Below are 17,361 nucleotides of genomic sequence, written 5' to 3'. Positions count from 1 at the left end.
TTATAAACTGTTATAGTAATCCAAACTGCTTAAAATATCGGCTGTAGTTACACGGCAGTTAAACGTGCACTTACCAGTAGTTTCGAGTAAAGAGAACAGGATATTGCCATCTTCATTCTTCTTATCGCTTTGCATGAGTTCTAAAAGCGTATCGAAACTTTCTTTTTTAATGTGATATTTAGGATATAACGATAAAATATAATCGCTGATATCTTTTAATTCTTCTTTTGTTAAGCCACTATTTTTAATTGATAAAGCTGCTTCACAAACAAAACCTACAGCAATGGCTTCACCATGCGTAAGTGGGTTTTCGTCGTTTGCAAGCGAATAGCTTTCTACTGCATGGCCTATGGTATGGCCGAAATTTAAAATCTTACGGAGATTTTTTTCATGCGGATCGATCGTTACCACTTCATTTTTAATTTCAACGGAGCGGTAAATATCTTCAGCTGAAGGTGTTAAATAATCAGTTGTTTTTAACTTTTCATAATAAGCATTATCATAAATTAAACCGTGCTTAATCATTTCGGCAAAGCCAGATAAAAGTTCACGTTGAGGCAAGGTTTTTAGAAATTCAGTTTCGATAAAAACCATTTGAGGCAAGGTGAAGGTACCCACCATATTTTTTACGTTATCGATATCAATTCCGGTTTTACCGCCAACTGAAGCATCTACTTGCGAAAGCAGGGTGGTGGGAACATTAACGAAATCGATGCCTCGTTTGTATGTGGATGCGATAAAGCCACCCATATCAGTAATTACGCCTCCACCTAAATTGATCATTAAACTTTTGCGGTCGGCTTCAAAATCAAGAAGGGTTTTCCAGATACCAATACAAAAGTCGATGTTTTTGTTTTCTTCACCTGCAGAAGTTTCAATAAGGTCGAAATCTGCAAAGTCATCCATCATCGATTGAAAAACCGGTAAACAGATTTCGCTTGTATGATCATCGGCAAGTACAAAAACCTTGCTGTATTTATTGCTTTCTAAAAGTGTTTTTAAGGCAGCTAAATTGCTTTCGAAATAAAGCGAATGGCCTGCGCTGGTTAAGGTTTCCATTAAATTACTTCGATTTTATCTTGTTCAAAAGTGATGATATCGCCAAGCCTAACTTTATAGCGCTTACGAAATTCTACTTCTCCATTACATTTTACTAAGCCATCCATAACAGCGGCCTGGGCATCTCCACCGGTACCTACCAAGCCAGTTGCTTTTAAAAGCTGGATTAGTGGAATAAATTCGCCCTCTAATTTGAATTGTATCATTTTGCTGCAAAAATACGATTATTTAGCCGTTTTTAATTTTTACAATGAATGCTTTTTATAATTTTGCATCCGTCTGACTTATTACATAACAAATGATTGAATTATCATCAAACAAACAACCTAATTTCGATAATACCGAAGTCGCTTTTCGCCAGAAAACCAATGCTGAATTAAAAAAAGGCTATTGGCTTTTTAAAATGATTGGCAGTAACTTCTTAACTAAGGTTGGACCTCCAATAACGAATTTCTTTTTAAATATCGGATTACCTATTCAGGGCGCTATTAAAGCGACAATTTTTCAGCAGTTTTGTGGTGGCGAAACCATTGCCGAATGTGATAAGGCTATAGAAAAGCTAGCCAGCGGAGGTGTTGGAACGATTCTGGATTATTCGGTAGAAGGTGAGGAGGAAGAGGTTGTATTTGATGAAACCTGCCAGGAAATTATCCGTACAATTCTTCGTGCCGATGGCGATAAGCATATTCCGATTACGGTTTTTAAAATCACAGGGATTGGTCGTTTTGCATTGCTTGAGAAATTAGATGCTAAACAAGCCTTAAATGCTGCAGAACAGGCAGAATTTGAGAAAGTTAAATTACGTTGTGAAATGATTTGTCGCACAGCATTCGAAAAAGATGTGCCGATTATGATTGATGCAGAAGAAACCTGGATTCAGGATACTATTGATGAACTAGCTTTAGATATGATGCGCAAATTTAATCAGGAGCGTATCATTGTTTATAACACTTACCAAATGTACCGCCGCGATAAACTTGCTGATATGAAGGCCGACCACCTCATTGCAAAGGCGGCTGGTTTTATTTTAGGTGTAAAAATGGTTCGTGGTGCCTATATGGAAAAGGAGCGTAAGCGTGCTGAAGAGAAAGGATATCCATCGCCAATTCAACCTGATAAAGCATCATCAGACAGAGATTACAACGAATCGTTACGTTATTGCGTAGATCATATTGAAGAAATTGCAATTGTTTGTGGTACGCATAATGAAGATAGCAGCCGTTTGCTTACTTACCTTTTGGATGAGAAGAAAGTGGCGCACAACCACCCGCATGTATACTTTGCACAACTTTTGGGTATGAGCGATAACTTGAGTTTTAACCTCGCCGATGCAAATTATAATGTGGCAAAATATGTTCCATATGGCCCGATTAAAGCCGTTATGCCTTATCTGTTCAGAAGAGCGCAGGAGAATACTTCAGTTGCCGGGCAAACAGGCAGGGAGTTAGGTTTAATTGAAAGAGAGTTAAAAAGAAGGAAGCTGTAATCTTTGTCATTCTGAGGAACGAAGAATCTGCAACCAATGAAACAGATTCTTCGTTCCTCAGAATGACAAAATGAGCGTAGTTGAAGCAAAATTATCTACTTCTTTTTTAGAAATGAATGTTCAGTAATTCTTAAGTGAATTCAGCCCAGCATTGTGCTTCAATCTTTATTTCATTGTCAGCTTGAGCTTATCGAAGATCTGCTACAAAAAGTATTTCCGCTGCAATTGGGTTAAGAGTTTAGGGCAGTAACTTATTTCCCAAAGATTCATCTCCAGTATTTATGCTGTCTTTCCGTGGAAAAATTGTTTAGTTAGTGGAATACAAACGATAGCTAATAACCAGCAGTTAAATAAAATGATGAAATCATATATTATTTCTTAACTACAAAACCTTGTTTACCGGTTAATAAATCGTAGAAGAGGATAAAATCGCTTGCCAGGCTATAACCGGGGTATTGGAATGTTGCAGGTTTATTCTTTTCAAAGAAAAAATGACCAACCCAGGCAAAGCCATAGCCTAAAACCGGCATTGCCAGAAAAAAACGCCAGTCGTGAAATAAAAACCCTGTAATAAATGCAAGTGCCACCAGGCCGGTTCCTATAAAATGTAGAATACGAGATGTAGTATTGGTGTGCTCGCTTAAATAAAACGGATAAAATTCTTTTAGCGATTTAAACTTTTTTTCTGCCATAACTAAATTTACAAAATTCCGTTTGCTTTTAAAACTGCACCAAGCTGGGCAGGTTTCTCTGTCATTAATAAGGTGTTTAATCCTACCTTTTTAGCACCTTCAATGTGTTGTGGGCTATCATCAATAAATAAGGTTTCGGCTGGATTTAAGTTATTCTCTCTTAAAACCTGCTCAAAAATATTGGTATTTGGTTTACGCAATTTCATTTGTTGAGAAAAATAAGCTCTCTCAAAATATTCATCATAATTATTAATCTGAAAAGTTGTTTTCAGGTAATTAATAATCCAGTCGTAATGGATTTCATTGTTATTACTCAACAGAAATGTGCGGTATTTTTCTTTAACTTTTAAGAGTAAATCGTGGTTTTCCTGGATCGTTCCGATTAATAAACTGTTCCAGGCCTCATTAATCTGGTCGTCAGTAAGCTCTGGCTGATTTGCAACTTTTCTTATTCCAGCCCTAAACTCTGCCGGCGAAATTGCACCGGTTTCAAAATCATCGAATAACTGATTATGTGCTTTATGTGCGAAGAAATTTTCGATGTCGCTTATGCCCAGTTTTTTAAATGAATCCTGCGCTATTCTGAAATCGATATCGAAAATTACGTTTCCGTAATCAAAAATGATGTTTTTGATATTTTGCATGCTATTGAAATTTTGATGCAAATATCTTTATTAAAATGATTTTTCGAAGTGGTTTTTTGAAATAAAGGTACTTAAATTTTAAGCCAGGCTTTTTTAACCTGGCTTAAAGCATAGAGCAGATATAGGGCTGGAAACCGTATTGTAATTAGATTTTTAAAAGTACTCTATTTATACTGTTAACTGTTTGTGAAGTAGATAAACAATAGTTCATGGTATAGCTGAATGATTTATTTATAGATTAATCTTAAAAGCGCTAAAGCAATCAGCAAATATTTTTAATCTTTCTGATTTCTATTTGCTTCTTTTCATCAAGATAAAAAATAAACAACCAGAATTCATCCGTATCAGTTATGTTAATTTCTGTAACAGTTCCGGTTATTTCATGGCCATCAGTTATGACTGAACCAATTTTTACTTCAAGCAGCGTTGATGTTGCCGTATTTTTATCAACTTTAATCATTTGATAAATATAGCCGAGTTTTAACTCTTTTCGGTTTTATCTCCGCTAAACATCGAGAAAAACTTGAGAATGGCAGGTACACCAACTGATAAAATGGTTAAATACTTAATTATTGTGGCATAAGCTTCCTGTTGCGAGGTGAATAAAAATGCCAGAATGGCTACTGCCAAAATCATCAGCGGGGTTTTAAGGTTTTTCCAGTTTCCGTTATCTTTAATCTGGTTTCTTATCTTCATCGCTTCAGAATTACCTATGGCAGTTAGTATAAAATTGCGGAAACCTTTATTGAATAAGCGTAAAATACCGTCTTCTTTGGTGATAATACCTTTGCTAATGAGCAAGGTAAGGTTATAATCATCATAAGGGTTTACAAGTCCGTCTTCTGCCAGGTCATAAAGTAAGAATTTCTCTTCTTTTGTTAGCGATTGCCACAGGTACATGTAAAAATAATGGGAGGTAATCTGCATTTTAAAGGCCAGTGAATCTCCATCAACGAGCGCCAATTCGTCTGCCGGTAACTCATCAATGCAAGTAGTTAAGGGTTGTTGCATTTTCTTTAAAAAATGGCCGCTTTGCGTTTCCATCATTAATATTTTTTTCCATAACGGTGCTTTAGCGTCTATATTAATCGCAGCAGTCTGGAGTTTTTCTATAATAATTCTGAAATGACCTAACAGTACATGCCATCGCTCCAAATCATGTTCAGGCTGACGATTATCTTCGACCTTGTATAATTCCTGTTGATTTAATGAATCTAAAAAATTAACCGGATGTACCGTGGAGATAATGACAATCTTGCTCCTGTTACGTTGTAACAAGGCTTCCATAAAATTGAGTTTTGCAGCGTTTGTTGATGGGTTTTTAATGTCGTATTCGAAATGATTTACGATTACCAATGCATAGTCTTTATTTAAAGCAGCATCCTGCATGTCGAGCCAGTTTTGATCTGTTTTGGCTTCTTCGGCATTTTCCGGGATTAAAATCATATCAGCAATAAAAACGTTGTTACTTGCTGTGTTGCTTTGCTCCATAATCAACTCCACATCGCATTTGCCTTTTATTTTTTTATCGCTGATGAGCTTTTTAAACCTCGATAACTTTCCTGATCCTGGTGAACCAATTACAAAGAGTAATGAATTTAACTCATTGTCTGTTAATAAGAGTTCATCTATTTCCTGCCAACCTTTTGTAGCTGGTAAATTCAGTGCAAAAAGCTTTTTAAATATATTATGAAGTACCATGCCGAACACCAGCAACGCTGAAAGAAACAATACCCAGTAAATGATTCCTAAATACCATTTGTCGTTATTGTAGGTTGCAGGCGATATGTATTGTATTTTTAAGGATGTGAGCTGGATATACTTTCCATTAGCCAGTTTATGGTAACTTTCCGTTTTTCCCGGTTGAAACAGTGGAGAAAACATCATAAAACTTTCAGTAGGATTGGGATTATACTGGTCGATATCAGGAAGCTGTTTTGTTGTGTAATTGGTTAAGTATTTAAATAAGGTAGTCGTATTTTTTTCTTCATCAGATATTTTTAACTGTGGTATTTCTGTGGTGTTTTTAATATCCCTGATCCATACACTATCGATATAAACATCTTTAAATTTAAGGTCTTTTTTTAATGTTGGATACTTGTCCAGCAACTCCTTGGTAAACTGTAAATGCCGGTACCGGGTGGTCATTTTTAGTTCGTAATTATACGATGCCGTAAAAAACAGCATCACCGGTAAACCACTTGTAATAATCAACCTTGTAAAAATCATTAAGGAATAACTGCTGCTAAAACTCCAGTTGTTTTTAGGGAAAAACCTAAAGCGATTTGCCCACTCAAATGCCCTTTCAGAAATGTTTAGAAGCGCTATAACCGTTAGGATTAAAATTATTTCAAAACCGAAAAATTTATAAGGTTCAATGATAATTAAGGCAGCAATGTTTACCAGGACAATTACTACAATTAGCGCAATGTTGGCTGTTCTTTTAAGTTTAAACTTCTCAGTAAAGGTATTATAGTAACTTTTTGAATAATTGTAGTTTAAGAACAGGGTGACTGAGGTTGAAGAAACAAAAAGTATAAACAAAAACTGCAAAAAGCTGGAGTACTTGAAGAAAATCAACAATAAAAGGATGTTGATAGCATTATAAACTATTGCCAGATTGTACTGATGAGCAAAGTTTTTATTAGGACCAATCCAGGAGATATCAAAGTAATGTTTTTTGAAAAAGGAAGTTTTTTGAGAAAATCCAAAAACGGCCAGTATCTGAATGATAAGCAGTAAGAAAAAGCTGAAAAGCATTACAAAGCTAAAACTGAATACATTAATATCCCTGATGTTTTTATAGTCCTTGTCTTCAAAAACAACGATTTGATAGGGGAGGTTGCTTATCGATTTAACGGTTGCATAATATTCTCTTCCTAAATATTGAGTGTAAAAAAATGCATTTCCGTGAGTAAGTACAGCCGTTTTTAATTTTTCTTTTTCCGAAAATTCATTCAACAGGTTTTCATTTAGGTTTTTAGATGCATTTGAATGATATAAAACCTTGCCTTCATTGTTAATGATTGCAAAAAGAAAACCCGATGGTAAAATTGGTTTGCTTAAACATTTAAAATTGAATGACATGGCCACCACCGGGGTACCTTTATTTACAGATGGTTTTGAAATAATTGATGTAAACTGCCCTGTAGTCCATGATATGACCTGATCCAGGTAGTATGGTTGTTTATTTGGAAGAGGGAGAAAATAGGAACTTTTGTTTTGAAGATTTGTAAAATAGTTTCGGTTTGCGAAGTTACCTGGTGGGGCAATGTTGGCAGCAGCCGACCAGTTATTTGATTCAGAACCATTGTTTTTTAGCCAGAAAATCTGATTTATATTTATTCCACGGGCAATAGAATCAATTTTATAGGCAAATTTACCAGTTTGGCTAGTTGTATCGCTGCCCTGGTATTTATAGTTGATACTTTTATCGCTGAAGTTTATAAAAGCTGCCGCAGTTTTATTATTATCCCTTACCTGATCCAGTCTTGTTAAAAGCTTATATGCGCTATTGGTTTCATTTACAAATGATTTCTCCAGTTCACTGGCCAGGTTTTTACCAATCTTCTGCGAAACATTTTCACCAGGCCTTAATAAAACGTTATACTTAAAAAATGCAAAAAACAAGAGTGACATGAGTAACATGGAAACGGCAAATGAGAATAAACCATCTGCAACGGTTAACCTATCCTGGTTACCCATTTGATAGAGTTTAATCCACGGTAAGGCCAATATTGTGGCAATTGCGAGTATTAGTAAGAGCAAAACTACATTTTCCTGAAGCTTATTCTTTTCGTGCTGATAATTCTGGTCTTTTAAAAGGCCGGTAATTGTTAGAACAGAATCTGCATTTAAACTTAGCTGTTGTGAAAAGAGTTTATATTGTGTTCCGCTGAGCGCTATATTTTTAACCTGTTCTCCTGCAAAAGCACTTTTATCAGTTTTTAACGAATCGGTAGTTATGGTTGTTATCCCACTGGGAAAGGTTTGATAAACAATCTTGCTTGATTTTAATAAAATGTATTCGTTATAAATATCGCGAGGCAATAGTGGATCAATAAACTGATTAATACTGTATTTTAACCCGATCTGATAGCCATTTTTTCTGAGATAAATAATTAAATCCTGCTTGTTGAAATCGATATTGCAAGTGCTGTCTTCAACTGTTTTATCGGGTGTGTTTTTAGCGGTACTTATTGGAATTAGCGTGAAATTTTGCTGCGGATAATTTTTAATGTATTGCTTTAACCGTTCTCTATTGTATTGTTTGTCGTTTTTTTGCCAGGTAATTAGCAGATTGTTTAATAGGGCTACTGAATTATCAATTTTAGCATGGATGTTGGTTTCTATATTCTGAAGGCACCTGAACCTTTGTTCTTCAAGGTTTCGCTGATTGTTTGGGATATACATGAAAAAGTAAATCGCTCCCAATAAGACAACAAAAAGAAGTGTAACCATAACTACACCCTGGTTGCGGCTAAAACTGAAAAATTTCGACATATCCTACAGGTATTAAATTGGATTACAGCTCATCCATCGGGCTTTTGCCTTCTGGTAAGTATCATCTCCTAAATGAATTCCGTTTCCATCGCCTCTGATAAGTTGATTTGGTAAGCATAAGCTGTTGTCGGTTATAAACTTGGTGCATAATTGGGTGATTAATGCTACGTCTTCGTTAGCTACAGCATCCATGTCTAAATCCATCAATTTAATAAAAAGTTCGTTGCCGTTTGGCTCACTTTTGTAAACTGCAGGTGCTTCGAAAACCAGGCTGCCTGGATTTAAAACAGGTTTTATACAAGGGTTAATCCTTACCAGGCAGGCGTTGTTGGTTAACGCTGGATCGATAATTGAATAAGCGATAAATGTTGCAGAATCAGGTGGGTCTCCTAAAATACTGGTCGACATTTTCTTAATATCGGAGATGAAGGTCAGGTTGTAATCGGTAAAGGCTAGTTTGTTATCTTCATTTCTTTCGTAAATGGCTTTAATTTCGGGATTTGTTGAGGTATGGTAATCCGCAATCATCGCCTGCCCGCCTGTCCCTGTGCCCAACGAAAGAATTTTATAATCACTCATCGGGATGGTATTGTTTGTAATGGCTTCGATTAAACCAGCCAGAACAGGATTGTTGAAACCGGAAACGGCACCATCCCACATTTTGGTTTTCCGTGTATCGTTACCACCTAGTTGATTTATGCTCACCTCAGCAGGCGCATCAAAATAATTTACAGGAGCATTGCTTGATGAATGAATAGCGTGGCCTAAACTGATCTGATAGTATTTTCCCCCGCTAAAAACATCGGTTTTACTGCTGGCATTTGAACGGAAAAATGTTGCCCGTTGCCTGAAATAATCAAAACCTACAATAATTAACTGTAATGCTGATTTCCCAATGATTGCAGGTAGTTCATTAAGTTGTATTTCGAGTGTTGGACGAGTGGTTTTTCCTTCATCCATTAAACGGTTATATTGCTTTAAAACCGTTTGCAAGCCAGATATCTTGCGTTCCATGCTGTATTTTGGCCCCAGTACGTTTGTTAAACTGGCAATGTTTCGCCAGCGTAGCTTTTCCCAGAAAGATAGTTTCGAAAAAACTTGTTTACGTTTCCATTCATCTTCGAAAACTGAGATGATTTCACTCAGCTTCATGTCGTTACAGAGTGTTGCCAATACCAGGCTTCCACCTGAGTTTGCAATAACAAGGTCGAATTTTCTAAGTAATTCATGGCCGTTTAAATCGCCATAAATATCTAGAAGTACCCGGGCCTGAATTACTGCCCACGAACCTCCACCATCAAGAGAAAGGATTTTATATGCCATAGTAAGATAGTTTAGTTTTTACCTGTTTCATCAAGTTTATAACAATGGTTAAGAAACCAGGTAAATTATGTTTTTGTAAATCTTGTGTTAAAGCAGAACAGACGGCTGAGCTTTGTTTTTTAATCAGTATAGATCTACTGATTGTAAATACAGATACGATAACTCCGTCTAAAAGTACGTTGTTAATCATTTTTTGCGAGATTAATTTATACTACAATATCAAAAATATTAAGATGGATAATTATCCCTCAAAAGAGTGATTTTCAGGTTATTAAGTGATGATATAATTTCTTAAGTTTGTTTACCCTATAATCTACGTTATGAATCTGTTGGATATTCTCTCAACCGGCGAGTTGTATCGAATCGCGGGTTATTCAAATAAGTTGCATAAGGAGGAATTTAATGTTCCTGGTTTAATTAATGAAGTTGATGGGCAGGCGCAGAACGCAACTGGCTACGATGGCGTTTTTAATTGGGCACGCATGCAATATGTAACGATTAGTGCTTCTGTTAAGAAAATTCTAGGCTATGAAGCCGTCTCATTTCTCAGCCGAGGTGTTAATTTCTCACTCGGCATCGTCCATCCTTCAGATTTAGAATTGCTAAAGGAAATACATCAGGCTATTTTTAGTTATTATTACAAAACGCCGGCAGAGCAGCGTGCGAAACTTCGTTTTAGCTATAATATCAGGCTTAGAGCGGCGGATGAAAATTACATTACCATTTTAAGGCAGAGTAATTTTGCAAATTTTACTGCCGATGGAAAACCAACGCTAGAATATTTCAATTGTGCAGATATAACCGGATTTAGGTTTAACAATGCGATTAATTTAACTATCCATAAGCTTTCTGCCGCAGGAACCTATGTCCTATGCCATGAAACAGAGTTTTCTGCTTTAAACCAAACATTATCTAAAAGGGAAAAAGAAGTCCTGGAACTTGCGAGGCAAGGTTACACCAGTAAAGAAATTGCAGCTATGCTTTACTTGTGTATAGAAACGGTAAAAAGCCACAGAAAGCACATAATTGCTAAAACCGGTGGTGGTAATATGGTCGCTGCGATAAATAAAATTGCCCGGTTGTAATATGAAACTGCTAAATATTAATTTAAGTTCTACACAAAAACCAGACTAATAATTGTCTTTGTGTAATCAATGTAATTCATAAAGTACCTGCAATTGCAGTTTAAACTGAAAACCAGGTGCATACTAAACTATGGCATTACATTATTTTTATTGTGAGAAATTTATCATTACCACTAGTGATGTATTTCAAAACAATTTAAGAGGGGTGTAATGCCCCTCTTTTATTTTTTAACGGTAATTATCCTGCCGGTAACCAATGTAAATTCATAGGTTATGTACAAACCATCGTCAGTTACTTCAATACTTTCCACCAAACCGGTTTTACTAAAAGTATCTGTCACCAGGTCGCCCTTTTTTACATCTTGTAATTCATCATTTGGCGTTTCACTGTTTAATCTTTTCATGGGGTAAAGGTAATCTTATGTAAAAAGAATTTACAAGTCATTTTTAAGTATGTTTTATTCGTTCGATAACAAACAAAACGTTCGATATCGGGCATTTAAATATTTTGTTAAAATTATAATAATCTGATTTTCAGTATTTTAATATTGGCATTTCTCTTGTAAAAGCTTGTTCAAAAAATATTTAAATGGACAAACTCATTGAAGAAGAAGTTTTAGCTAAAAGGAAGAAAAAAAAATATCTCCTGATTTTTATCATCGTTGCATTACTCGCATTATGTGTTTGGTTTGTGCGGTTTTATTTTAAAGCTGCCTTAACCAGTGCTGACATTACTACTGCAAAAGTTGAAACAGGAATAATCGAAAATACGATTAATGCAACAGGCGAAGTTCTCCCTGAATTCGAAGAAGTATTAACCAGCCCGATAAGTGCATCAATAAAAAATGTTTTAATGGATGCCGGAAAAAATGTTAATAAAGGCCAGTCAATTCTCTTGCTTGATAAATCGGTAAGCCAGGCCGACTATGGGAAACTGCAATTTCAGATGGAATCAAAACAGAATGAAATTAGCAAGCTGAAACTCGATTTGGAAAAAAGCTTTTTCGATGTTAAATCGAGCAACAATATTAAACAGTTACGGATTAGTAATCTTAAAGATGCGGTTTCATCGGCGAAGAGATTGCTTAAAGCAGGAGGTGGGACCAAAGAAGATGTGGAACGTGCTGAGCTTGATTTAAAGGTTGCCGAACTGGAGAAGTTGCAACTTGAAAATGAAATTAAAAGCAAACAGCAAACCATGAAAATAGAAATCAGGGAGGCTGAAATTGCCCTCGCTATCCAAAAGAATGATTTGGATGCATTGAAACGGAAACTTGATTTGGCTGATGTAACAGCGACCAGGCCGGGCGTAATTACCTGGGTAAATAAAAATATTGGCTCTAGTGTACACGAAGGCGACGCATTGGTGCGTATTGCTGATTTAAATGGTTTTAAAGTTGCCGGCAGCCTATCGGATAATTTACTCGATAAAATCCGCAATAATATGGCTGCAATTATCAGGATTGGTGATACTCAACTAAGAGGTGCCGTTGTAAATATCTCACCTGCGGTAACCAATGCCACGGTATCGTTCGATATCCAGCTCAATCAAAAAGACAGTAAAGTGTTGAGGCCAAATCAGAAAGTAGATGTCTTTCTGGTTACCGATACCAGAAATAGTGTTTTAAGGGTGGCAAACGGGCCAGCTTTTAACGGTTCAAATTTGCAGGAAATCTTTGTGTTGAAAAATGGTATTGCCGAAAGACGCACTGTGAAAACCGGTTTAAGCAATTTTGATTACGTTGAAATTTTAAGTGGGTTAAAAGCCGGTGATGAAATCATTACGTCGGATATGGGTGATTTTAAAAACTCGAAAACGGTAACAATAAGTAATTAAGAAGATGATGAAAATTGTAACCATATTCGTGTTTTTATCATGCTTTGCAGGTTCATTAGCTGCTAAAACAGATACTTTGAAGCTTAGTTTACCTCAGGTAGTTGAAATGGCTAAGTCAAACTCTATTGCTGCTAAACAGGCCACAACAGTTAAGGAAACTAAATACTGGGAGTGGCGTACTTTCAAATCAAATTACCAACCACAACTGGCTTTAGAAGGTGTTTTACCTGGCTATACCAAAACATATACGCAAGTTCAGCAACCTAACGGAAGTATTCTTTTCCAGCCTGTACATTATGATAATTCTTCACTGACACTAAATTTTAGTCAAAGTATAGCGGCAACCGGAGGCACAATTTACGGAACTACCCAGTTGCAGCGTTTTGATGATTTTGACAGAAACAGCGTGCTTTATAATGGTATCCCTTATGGAATTGGGTATACACAGCCACTGTTACAGTTTAATAGCTTAAAGTGGGATAAGAAAATCGAACCCTTAAAATACAATGAAAGTAAACAGGTTTTTATCGAAACACAGGAGAAAATATCGATTACCGTTACCGAATATTTTTTTGATTTGCTATTGGCGCAGGTTAACCTCGATATTGCTGATTTAAACTATGCAAACACCAAAAGAATTCTGAGCATTGCCGATACAAAATTTGAATTGGGAAAGATTTCAAAAAATGAAATCCTACAGCTTCAGCTTGAGGTACTTAACGCTCAAAAAGCTGTTGGAACAGCTAAAAGAGATGTTGAGGTTGCAACGTTGAACCTTCGTAGTTACACAGGGATTGAGGGAGATGACAGGATAAAATTGGACATGCCACAGGCAGTGGCTCAAATGACCGTGGCGACTGAAAAAGTTTTGGCTGAAGCTTTTGAAAACCGTTCAGATGCTATTGGATTTGTTCGAAGGTTAGCAGAAGCCAGAAGAGATGTTGCCAAGGCAAAGGGAGAAAATGGACTTAAGGCCACCTTGAGAGCAAATCTGGGTTTTTCCAATGCAGGATTGACTGCTTTTGATATTTACCGGAATCCAAAAAATCAGCAAACAGTAGAATTACAGTTGTCTATTCCTGTTATGGATTGGGGCAGATCTAAATCGAGAACAAAAACAGCACAGGCAAACGAGCAGCTGGTAACTTATTCAGTTGAACAAGATAAGCAAACATTTAAACAACAAATTGTAACACAAGTAACGCTTTTTAACATGATGAAAGAACAGATAAAGCTAACGGATACTGCCGAAAAAATAGCCGCTGAAAAATATAAAATAGCCAGCGAACGCTATGTTTTAGGTAATCTGAGCATCACCGATTTAAGCATCGCATTCCAGGAAAATGATACCGCAAAACGCGACTATGTTTCTTCGCTCCGCGATTTTTGGGGCGCTTATTACCAGCTTCGTTATCTTTCACTTTACGATTTTGAAAAAAACATAAAAATAACCTATTAGTTTACGCCGCTGAATTAATTTAAAATAATCAAGTTACAATAACCAATGACAATGTGCAATAACCAATCATACTAATCAATTACTAATTTCCGAGATATAAAGTCAACAGATTACATCATCCATTAACCATTTTACATTATTACATAACTAATTATGATACGCTTACAAAATATTGAAAAAGTTTACCGTACAGATACCGTTGAAACTCTGGCGATAAACGGTATTAACCTCGACATTGCAAAAGGAGAGTTTCTTTCCATTATGGGTCCCTCGGGTTGTGGTAAAAGTACATTACTCAACATCATGGGATTGCTCGATGAACCATCGAAAGGGAATATTAAAATAGACGACCAGGACATTCGCAGCTTTTCTGATAAGAAACTGGCCAATTTCAGAAATGAGAAACTCGGATTTATTTTTCAGAGTTATCACCTTATTAATGATTTACAGGTATTAGATAATGTTGAATTACCTTTATTATACCGCAACTCATCTGCGAAAGAACGAAAGGCATTAGCTACTGAAGCATTGGAAAAAGTTGGCCTGAGCAATCGTTTAAAACATTTTCCTACACAGCTTTCGGGTGGACAACGTCAGCGTGTAGCCATCGCCAGGGCCATTGTTGGCCGTCCTCAGATTATCCTTGCTGATGAGCCTACGGGAAATTTGGATAGTGCGATGGGAAATGAAATTATGGATATCCTCATCAACCTTAATAAAAATGAAGGTACAACAATCGTTATGGTAACACATGATGAAAGTATGGCGCACAAAACGCACAGGTTGGTTCGTCTTTTTGATGGTTCTCAGGTTCAATAAATTTCAGTTATGTTAAAAAATTACTTCAAAATTGCCATAGCTGTTTTAAAAAGAAGGAAGTTTTTCACCTTCATCAGCTTGTTTGGCATCAGCCTTACGCTAACCATATTAATGGTAGCCACTGCATTAGCAGATAAGATGTTTAATCCGGGGTATCCCGATTACAATCAACATCGTTCGCTTTATGTAGAGCGAATAGAAATAAAAAATACAAAAGAAGGTTGGATGAACATGAGTAATCTCTCGTTTTATTTCTTTGAACATTATGTTTCTAAGTTAAAAACGGTTTATAAAATGGCCATTTCATCAGGGCAAAAATCCTCAAATGCTTATGTAAACAACAAAAAGCTGGTAATAGAATATAAATATACCAATGCAGATTACTGGAATGTTTTATCGTACAAATTTTTGGAGGGCAAACCTTATGGTGATAAGGAAATTAAAAGTGCAGAACGTGTTGCTGTAATTTCTAAAGAAACAAAAGAAGCCTATTTCGGGGATGAGAAATCGGTAATCGGCCAATACATCTCTGCAGATAACATTAATTATCGTGTAATTGGTGTTGTAGAAAATGTTTCGGGCTCTGTACGCAATTTTACCGGCGATATGTATTTGCCATATACGCTTTCTAAAGATAGTAAGGATACCGGTTTAATGGGTGTATATAATGCGGTGCTTCTCGGTCGTACCGAAAATGATGTTCCTAAAATGAAGAAAGAGTTTGCTCAAATGGTAAGTAAACTGCCAATTCCGCCAGATTTTGATAAGATTTATTGCAATGCAGATGAATTTAAAACCAGTATTACCCGCCGAATGGCTGGAAATTCGACCAGTAACGGAACTGCTAAAGTAATCACAGTAGGTGGAATTTTTGTCCTGCTTTTCTTGTTACTACCAACCATGAATTTAGTGAATATTAATATTACCCGAATTATGGAGCGTTCATCTGAAATTGGCGTTCGTAAAGCTTTTGGTGCCTCATCAAAAACGCTCGTTTACCAGTTTATTGTCGAAAACTTAATTCTAACCTTTATTGGTGGGGTTATCGGTGTGTTCTTGTCTTTGTTGGTGATTTATTTAATAAATGAATCAGATTATGTGTCAAATTTCAACCTCTCCATGAACTTAACGGTATTGTTTTTCAGCCTGATTACCTGTTTTTTCTTTGGGTTGATATCTGGTGTTTACCCGGCATGGCGAATGTCGAAATTAAATATAGTTAAAGCATTAAAGGCTTAGCCTTAAAATAAAATACGATTATGTACAAGCATCTGTTTAAATTAATGTGGAATAAAAGGAAACAAAATTTCCTTTTTTTATCCGAAATTCTGATTTCCTTTCTGGTTGTGTTTGCTGTTTTTTCTTACTTAACCTATTACTATAAAAATTATACTAAGCCACTTGGTTTTGATTATAATAGGGTTTGGGCAATTGGCTATAGCGGTGGCCAATTGTCGAAAAGCCCTGATTCTCTGAATATTTTTTACACAAACCTGAACAAAGCCCTAAAGGCAATGCCTGAAATTGAAGAAGTCAGTTTTTCGAGTCCGAATTATCCGTATTCATCCAGTTTTATGAGCACCGGCCTAACTCATGACCGCAAGAAATTTAATAATATCAGCGATTTCCACGTAGGGAATGATTATCAAAAAGTATGGAATGTTAACCTTGTTGATGGAAGATGGTTTTCGCCCGAAGATTTAATCAGTAAGGATAAAGGAATAATAATTAATGAATCGTTTAGCAAAGAAATGTTCGGGACAGCAAAGGCTGCGGGAAAGCTAATCGGGGATTTTGATGATAAAAATAAATTCAAAATAATTGGTGTCGTGAACGATTTTAAGGCAAATGGCGATTTTGTGCCTGGAAATAATGTGATGTTTAGTCAGTTAGATACCGCCTATTTAAAATGGACAAATACACTTTTGATTAAGGTAAGGGAAACCGCTGATGCAACTTTTGAAAGTAAGTTGTACAAGTTTATGGCTACAACGATGCGTAGTGCAGTCGAAATTCAGCATGTTGATGAAATGCGTGAGGGTAGAAACAAGGAAACCATTATCCCTATGTTGTTATTCATCATTGTTGCAAGTTTTCTGATTATTAATGTCGCCCTTGGTCTTTTCGGTGTATTATGGTATAACATTAATAAGCGGAAAGGTGAAATAGGCCTGCGGCGGGCAATTGGTGCAAGTGGTTTTTCCGTTTCTAATCAAATGGTGCTTGAATCACTAATTTTAGCTACCATATCAATTTTAATCGGCTGTTTCTTTGCCATTCAGTTCCCGCTTTTAAATGTTTTTGATATTGCTTCAAGCGTTTATCTTATCGCCATTTTAATCTCAGTTTTGTTTATTTATGCGTTGGTTTTTGCATGCTCATTATATCCGGGCAGGCAAGCAGCTGCAATTCATCCTGCCATCGCATTGCATGAAGACTAAATAGTTTAACTTC

15 protein-coding genes are annotated in these 17,361 nt (G+C 36.2%); 7 read left to right on the top strand and 8 right to left on the bottom strand.

What is annotated here, in order from left to right; genetic code table 11:
• Together aroB and R2R71_RS03960 are read right to left on the bottom strand one after the other, a co-directional pair.
• On the bottom strand, positions 1-1,059 hold the full coding sequence (gene aroB / locus R2R71_RS03965; protein WP_316829950.1) for a 3-dehydroquinate synthase: 1,059 nt from the start codon (positions 1,057-1,059) through the stop codon (positions 1-3).
• Positions 1,059-1,265 carry an RNA-binding S4 domain-containing protein gene (locus R2R71_RS03960; RefSeq protein WP_316829949.1) on the bottom strand — a complete coding sequence of 69 codons (207 nt, stop codon included), beginning with the start codon at positions 1,263-1,265 and terminating at the stop codon, positions 1,059-1,061. The genes aroB and R2R71_RS03960 overlap by 1 nt, the downstream gene beginning before the upstream one ends.
• A 92-nt stretch (positions 1,266-1,357) precedes the next feature.
• On the opposite strand from R2R71_RS03960, the gene R2R71_RS03955 reads away from it, so the two are divergent.
• Positions 1,358-2,545, top strand: coding sequence for a proline dehydrogenase family protein (locus tag R2R71_RS03955; protein WP_316829948.1), 1,188 nt, complete (start codon positions 1,358-1,360; stop codon positions 2,543-2,545).
• Positions 2,546-2,916: 371 nt separating this feature from the next.
• Here the strand turns inward: R2R71_RS03955 and R2R71_RS03950 are convergent, their stop codons facing one another.
• The 5 genes from R2R71_RS03950 to R2R71_RS03930 form a co-directional block, all read right to left on the bottom strand.
• Positions 2,917-3,237 carry a DUF962 domain-containing protein gene (locus R2R71_RS03950; protein WP_316829947.1) on the bottom strand — a complete coding sequence of 107 codons (321 nt, stop codon included), beginning with the start codon at positions 3,235-3,237 and terminating at the stop codon, positions 2,917-2,919.
• A gap of 8 nt (positions 3,238-3,245) precedes the next feature.
• A complete protein-coding gene (locus tag R2R71_RS03945) occupies positions 3,246-3,881 on the bottom strand; it encodes an HAD family phosphatase (protein WP_316829946.1) in 636 nt (211 codons plus the stop codon).
• A gap of 262 nt (positions 3,882-4,143) precedes the next feature.
• Complete coding sequence (locus tag R2R71_RS03940) at positions 4,144-4,341, bottom strand: hypothetical protein (RefSeq protein WP_316829945.1); 198 nt, start codon at positions 4,339-4,341, stop codon at positions 4,144-4,146.
• Positions 4,342-4,361: 20 nt separating this feature from the next.
• On the bottom strand, positions 4,362-8,384 hold the full coding sequence (locus R2R71_RS03935) for a cache domain-containing protein (RefSeq protein WP_316829944.1): 4,023 nt from the start codon (positions 8,382-8,384) through the stop codon (positions 4,362-4,364).
• A 12-nt stretch (positions 8,385-8,396) separates the two neighbouring features.
• On the bottom strand, positions 8,397-9,707 hold the full coding sequence (locus R2R71_RS03930) for a patatin-like phospholipase family protein (RefSeq protein ID WP_316829943.1): 1,311 nt from the start codon (positions 9,705-9,707) through the stop codon (positions 8,397-8,399).
• 320 nt (positions 9,708-10,027) lie between these two features.
• Here R2R71_RS03930 and R2R71_RS03925 point away from each other — a divergent pair, with 320 nt between their 5' ends.
• Positions 10,028-10,792: a LuxR C-terminal-related transcriptional regulator gene (locus R2R71_RS03925; protein ID WP_316829942.1), complete on the top strand. Its 765-nt coding sequence runs from the start codon at positions 10,028-10,030 to the stop codon at positions 10,790-10,792.
• 221 nt (positions 10,793-11,013) lie between these two features.
• On the opposite strand, the gene R2R71_RS03920 is transcribed toward R2R71_RS03925, so the two are convergent.
• Complete coding sequence (locus tag R2R71_RS03920; protein ID WP_316829941.1) at positions 11,014-11,196, bottom strand: hypothetical protein; 183 nt, start codon at positions 11,194-11,196, stop codon at positions 11,014-11,016.
• A gap of 185 nt (positions 11,197-11,381) precedes the next feature.
• Here R2R71_RS03920 and R2R71_RS03915 point away from each other — a divergent pair, with 185 nt between their 5' ends.
• The 5 genes from R2R71_RS03915 (at position 11,382) to R2R71_RS03895 (ending at position 17,348) form a co-directional block, all read left to right on the top strand.
• Entirely contained in the window at positions 11,382-12,629 is a 1,248-nt protein-coding gene (locus R2R71_RS03915) for an efflux RND transporter periplasmic adaptor subunit (RefSeq protein WP_316829940.1), read from the top strand.
• A gap of 4 nt (positions 12,630-12,633) precedes the next feature.
• Positions 12,634-14,088 carry a TolC family protein gene (locus R2R71_RS03910; RefSeq protein ID WP_316829939.1) on the top strand — a complete coding sequence of 485 codons (1,455 nt, stop codon included), beginning with the start codon at positions 12,634-12,636 and terminating at the stop codon, positions 14,086-14,088.
• Between the two features lie 153 nt (positions 14,089-14,241).
• Positions 14,242-14,907, top strand: coding sequence for an ABC transporter ATP-binding protein (locus R2R71_RS03905; RefSeq protein WP_316829938.1), 666 nt, complete (start codon positions 14,242-14,244; stop codon positions 14,905-14,907).
• 9 nt (positions 14,908-14,916) lie between these two features.
• Positions 14,917-16,146, top strand: coding sequence for an ABC transporter permease (locus tag R2R71_RS03900; protein WP_316829937.1), 1,230 nt, complete (start codon positions 14,917-14,919; stop codon positions 16,144-16,146).
• A 20-nt stretch (positions 16,147-16,166) separates the two neighbouring features.
• Positions 16,167-17,348: an ABC transporter permease gene (locus R2R71_RS03895; protein ID WP_316829936.1), complete on the top strand. Its 1,182-nt coding sequence runs from the start codon at positions 16,167-16,169 to the stop codon at positions 17,346-17,348.
• Positions 17,349-17,361: the final 13 nt, after the last annotated feature.

Source organism: Pedobacter aquatilis (genome assembly GCF_032678405.1).
Lineage (GTDB): Bacteria > Bacteroidota > Bacteroidia > Sphingobacteriales > Sphingobacteriaceae > Pedobacter > Pedobacter aquatilis_A.
The sequence above is the reverse complement of the archived record's forward strand: the minus strand, read 5'-3'. Positions and strand labels throughout refer to the sequence as shown.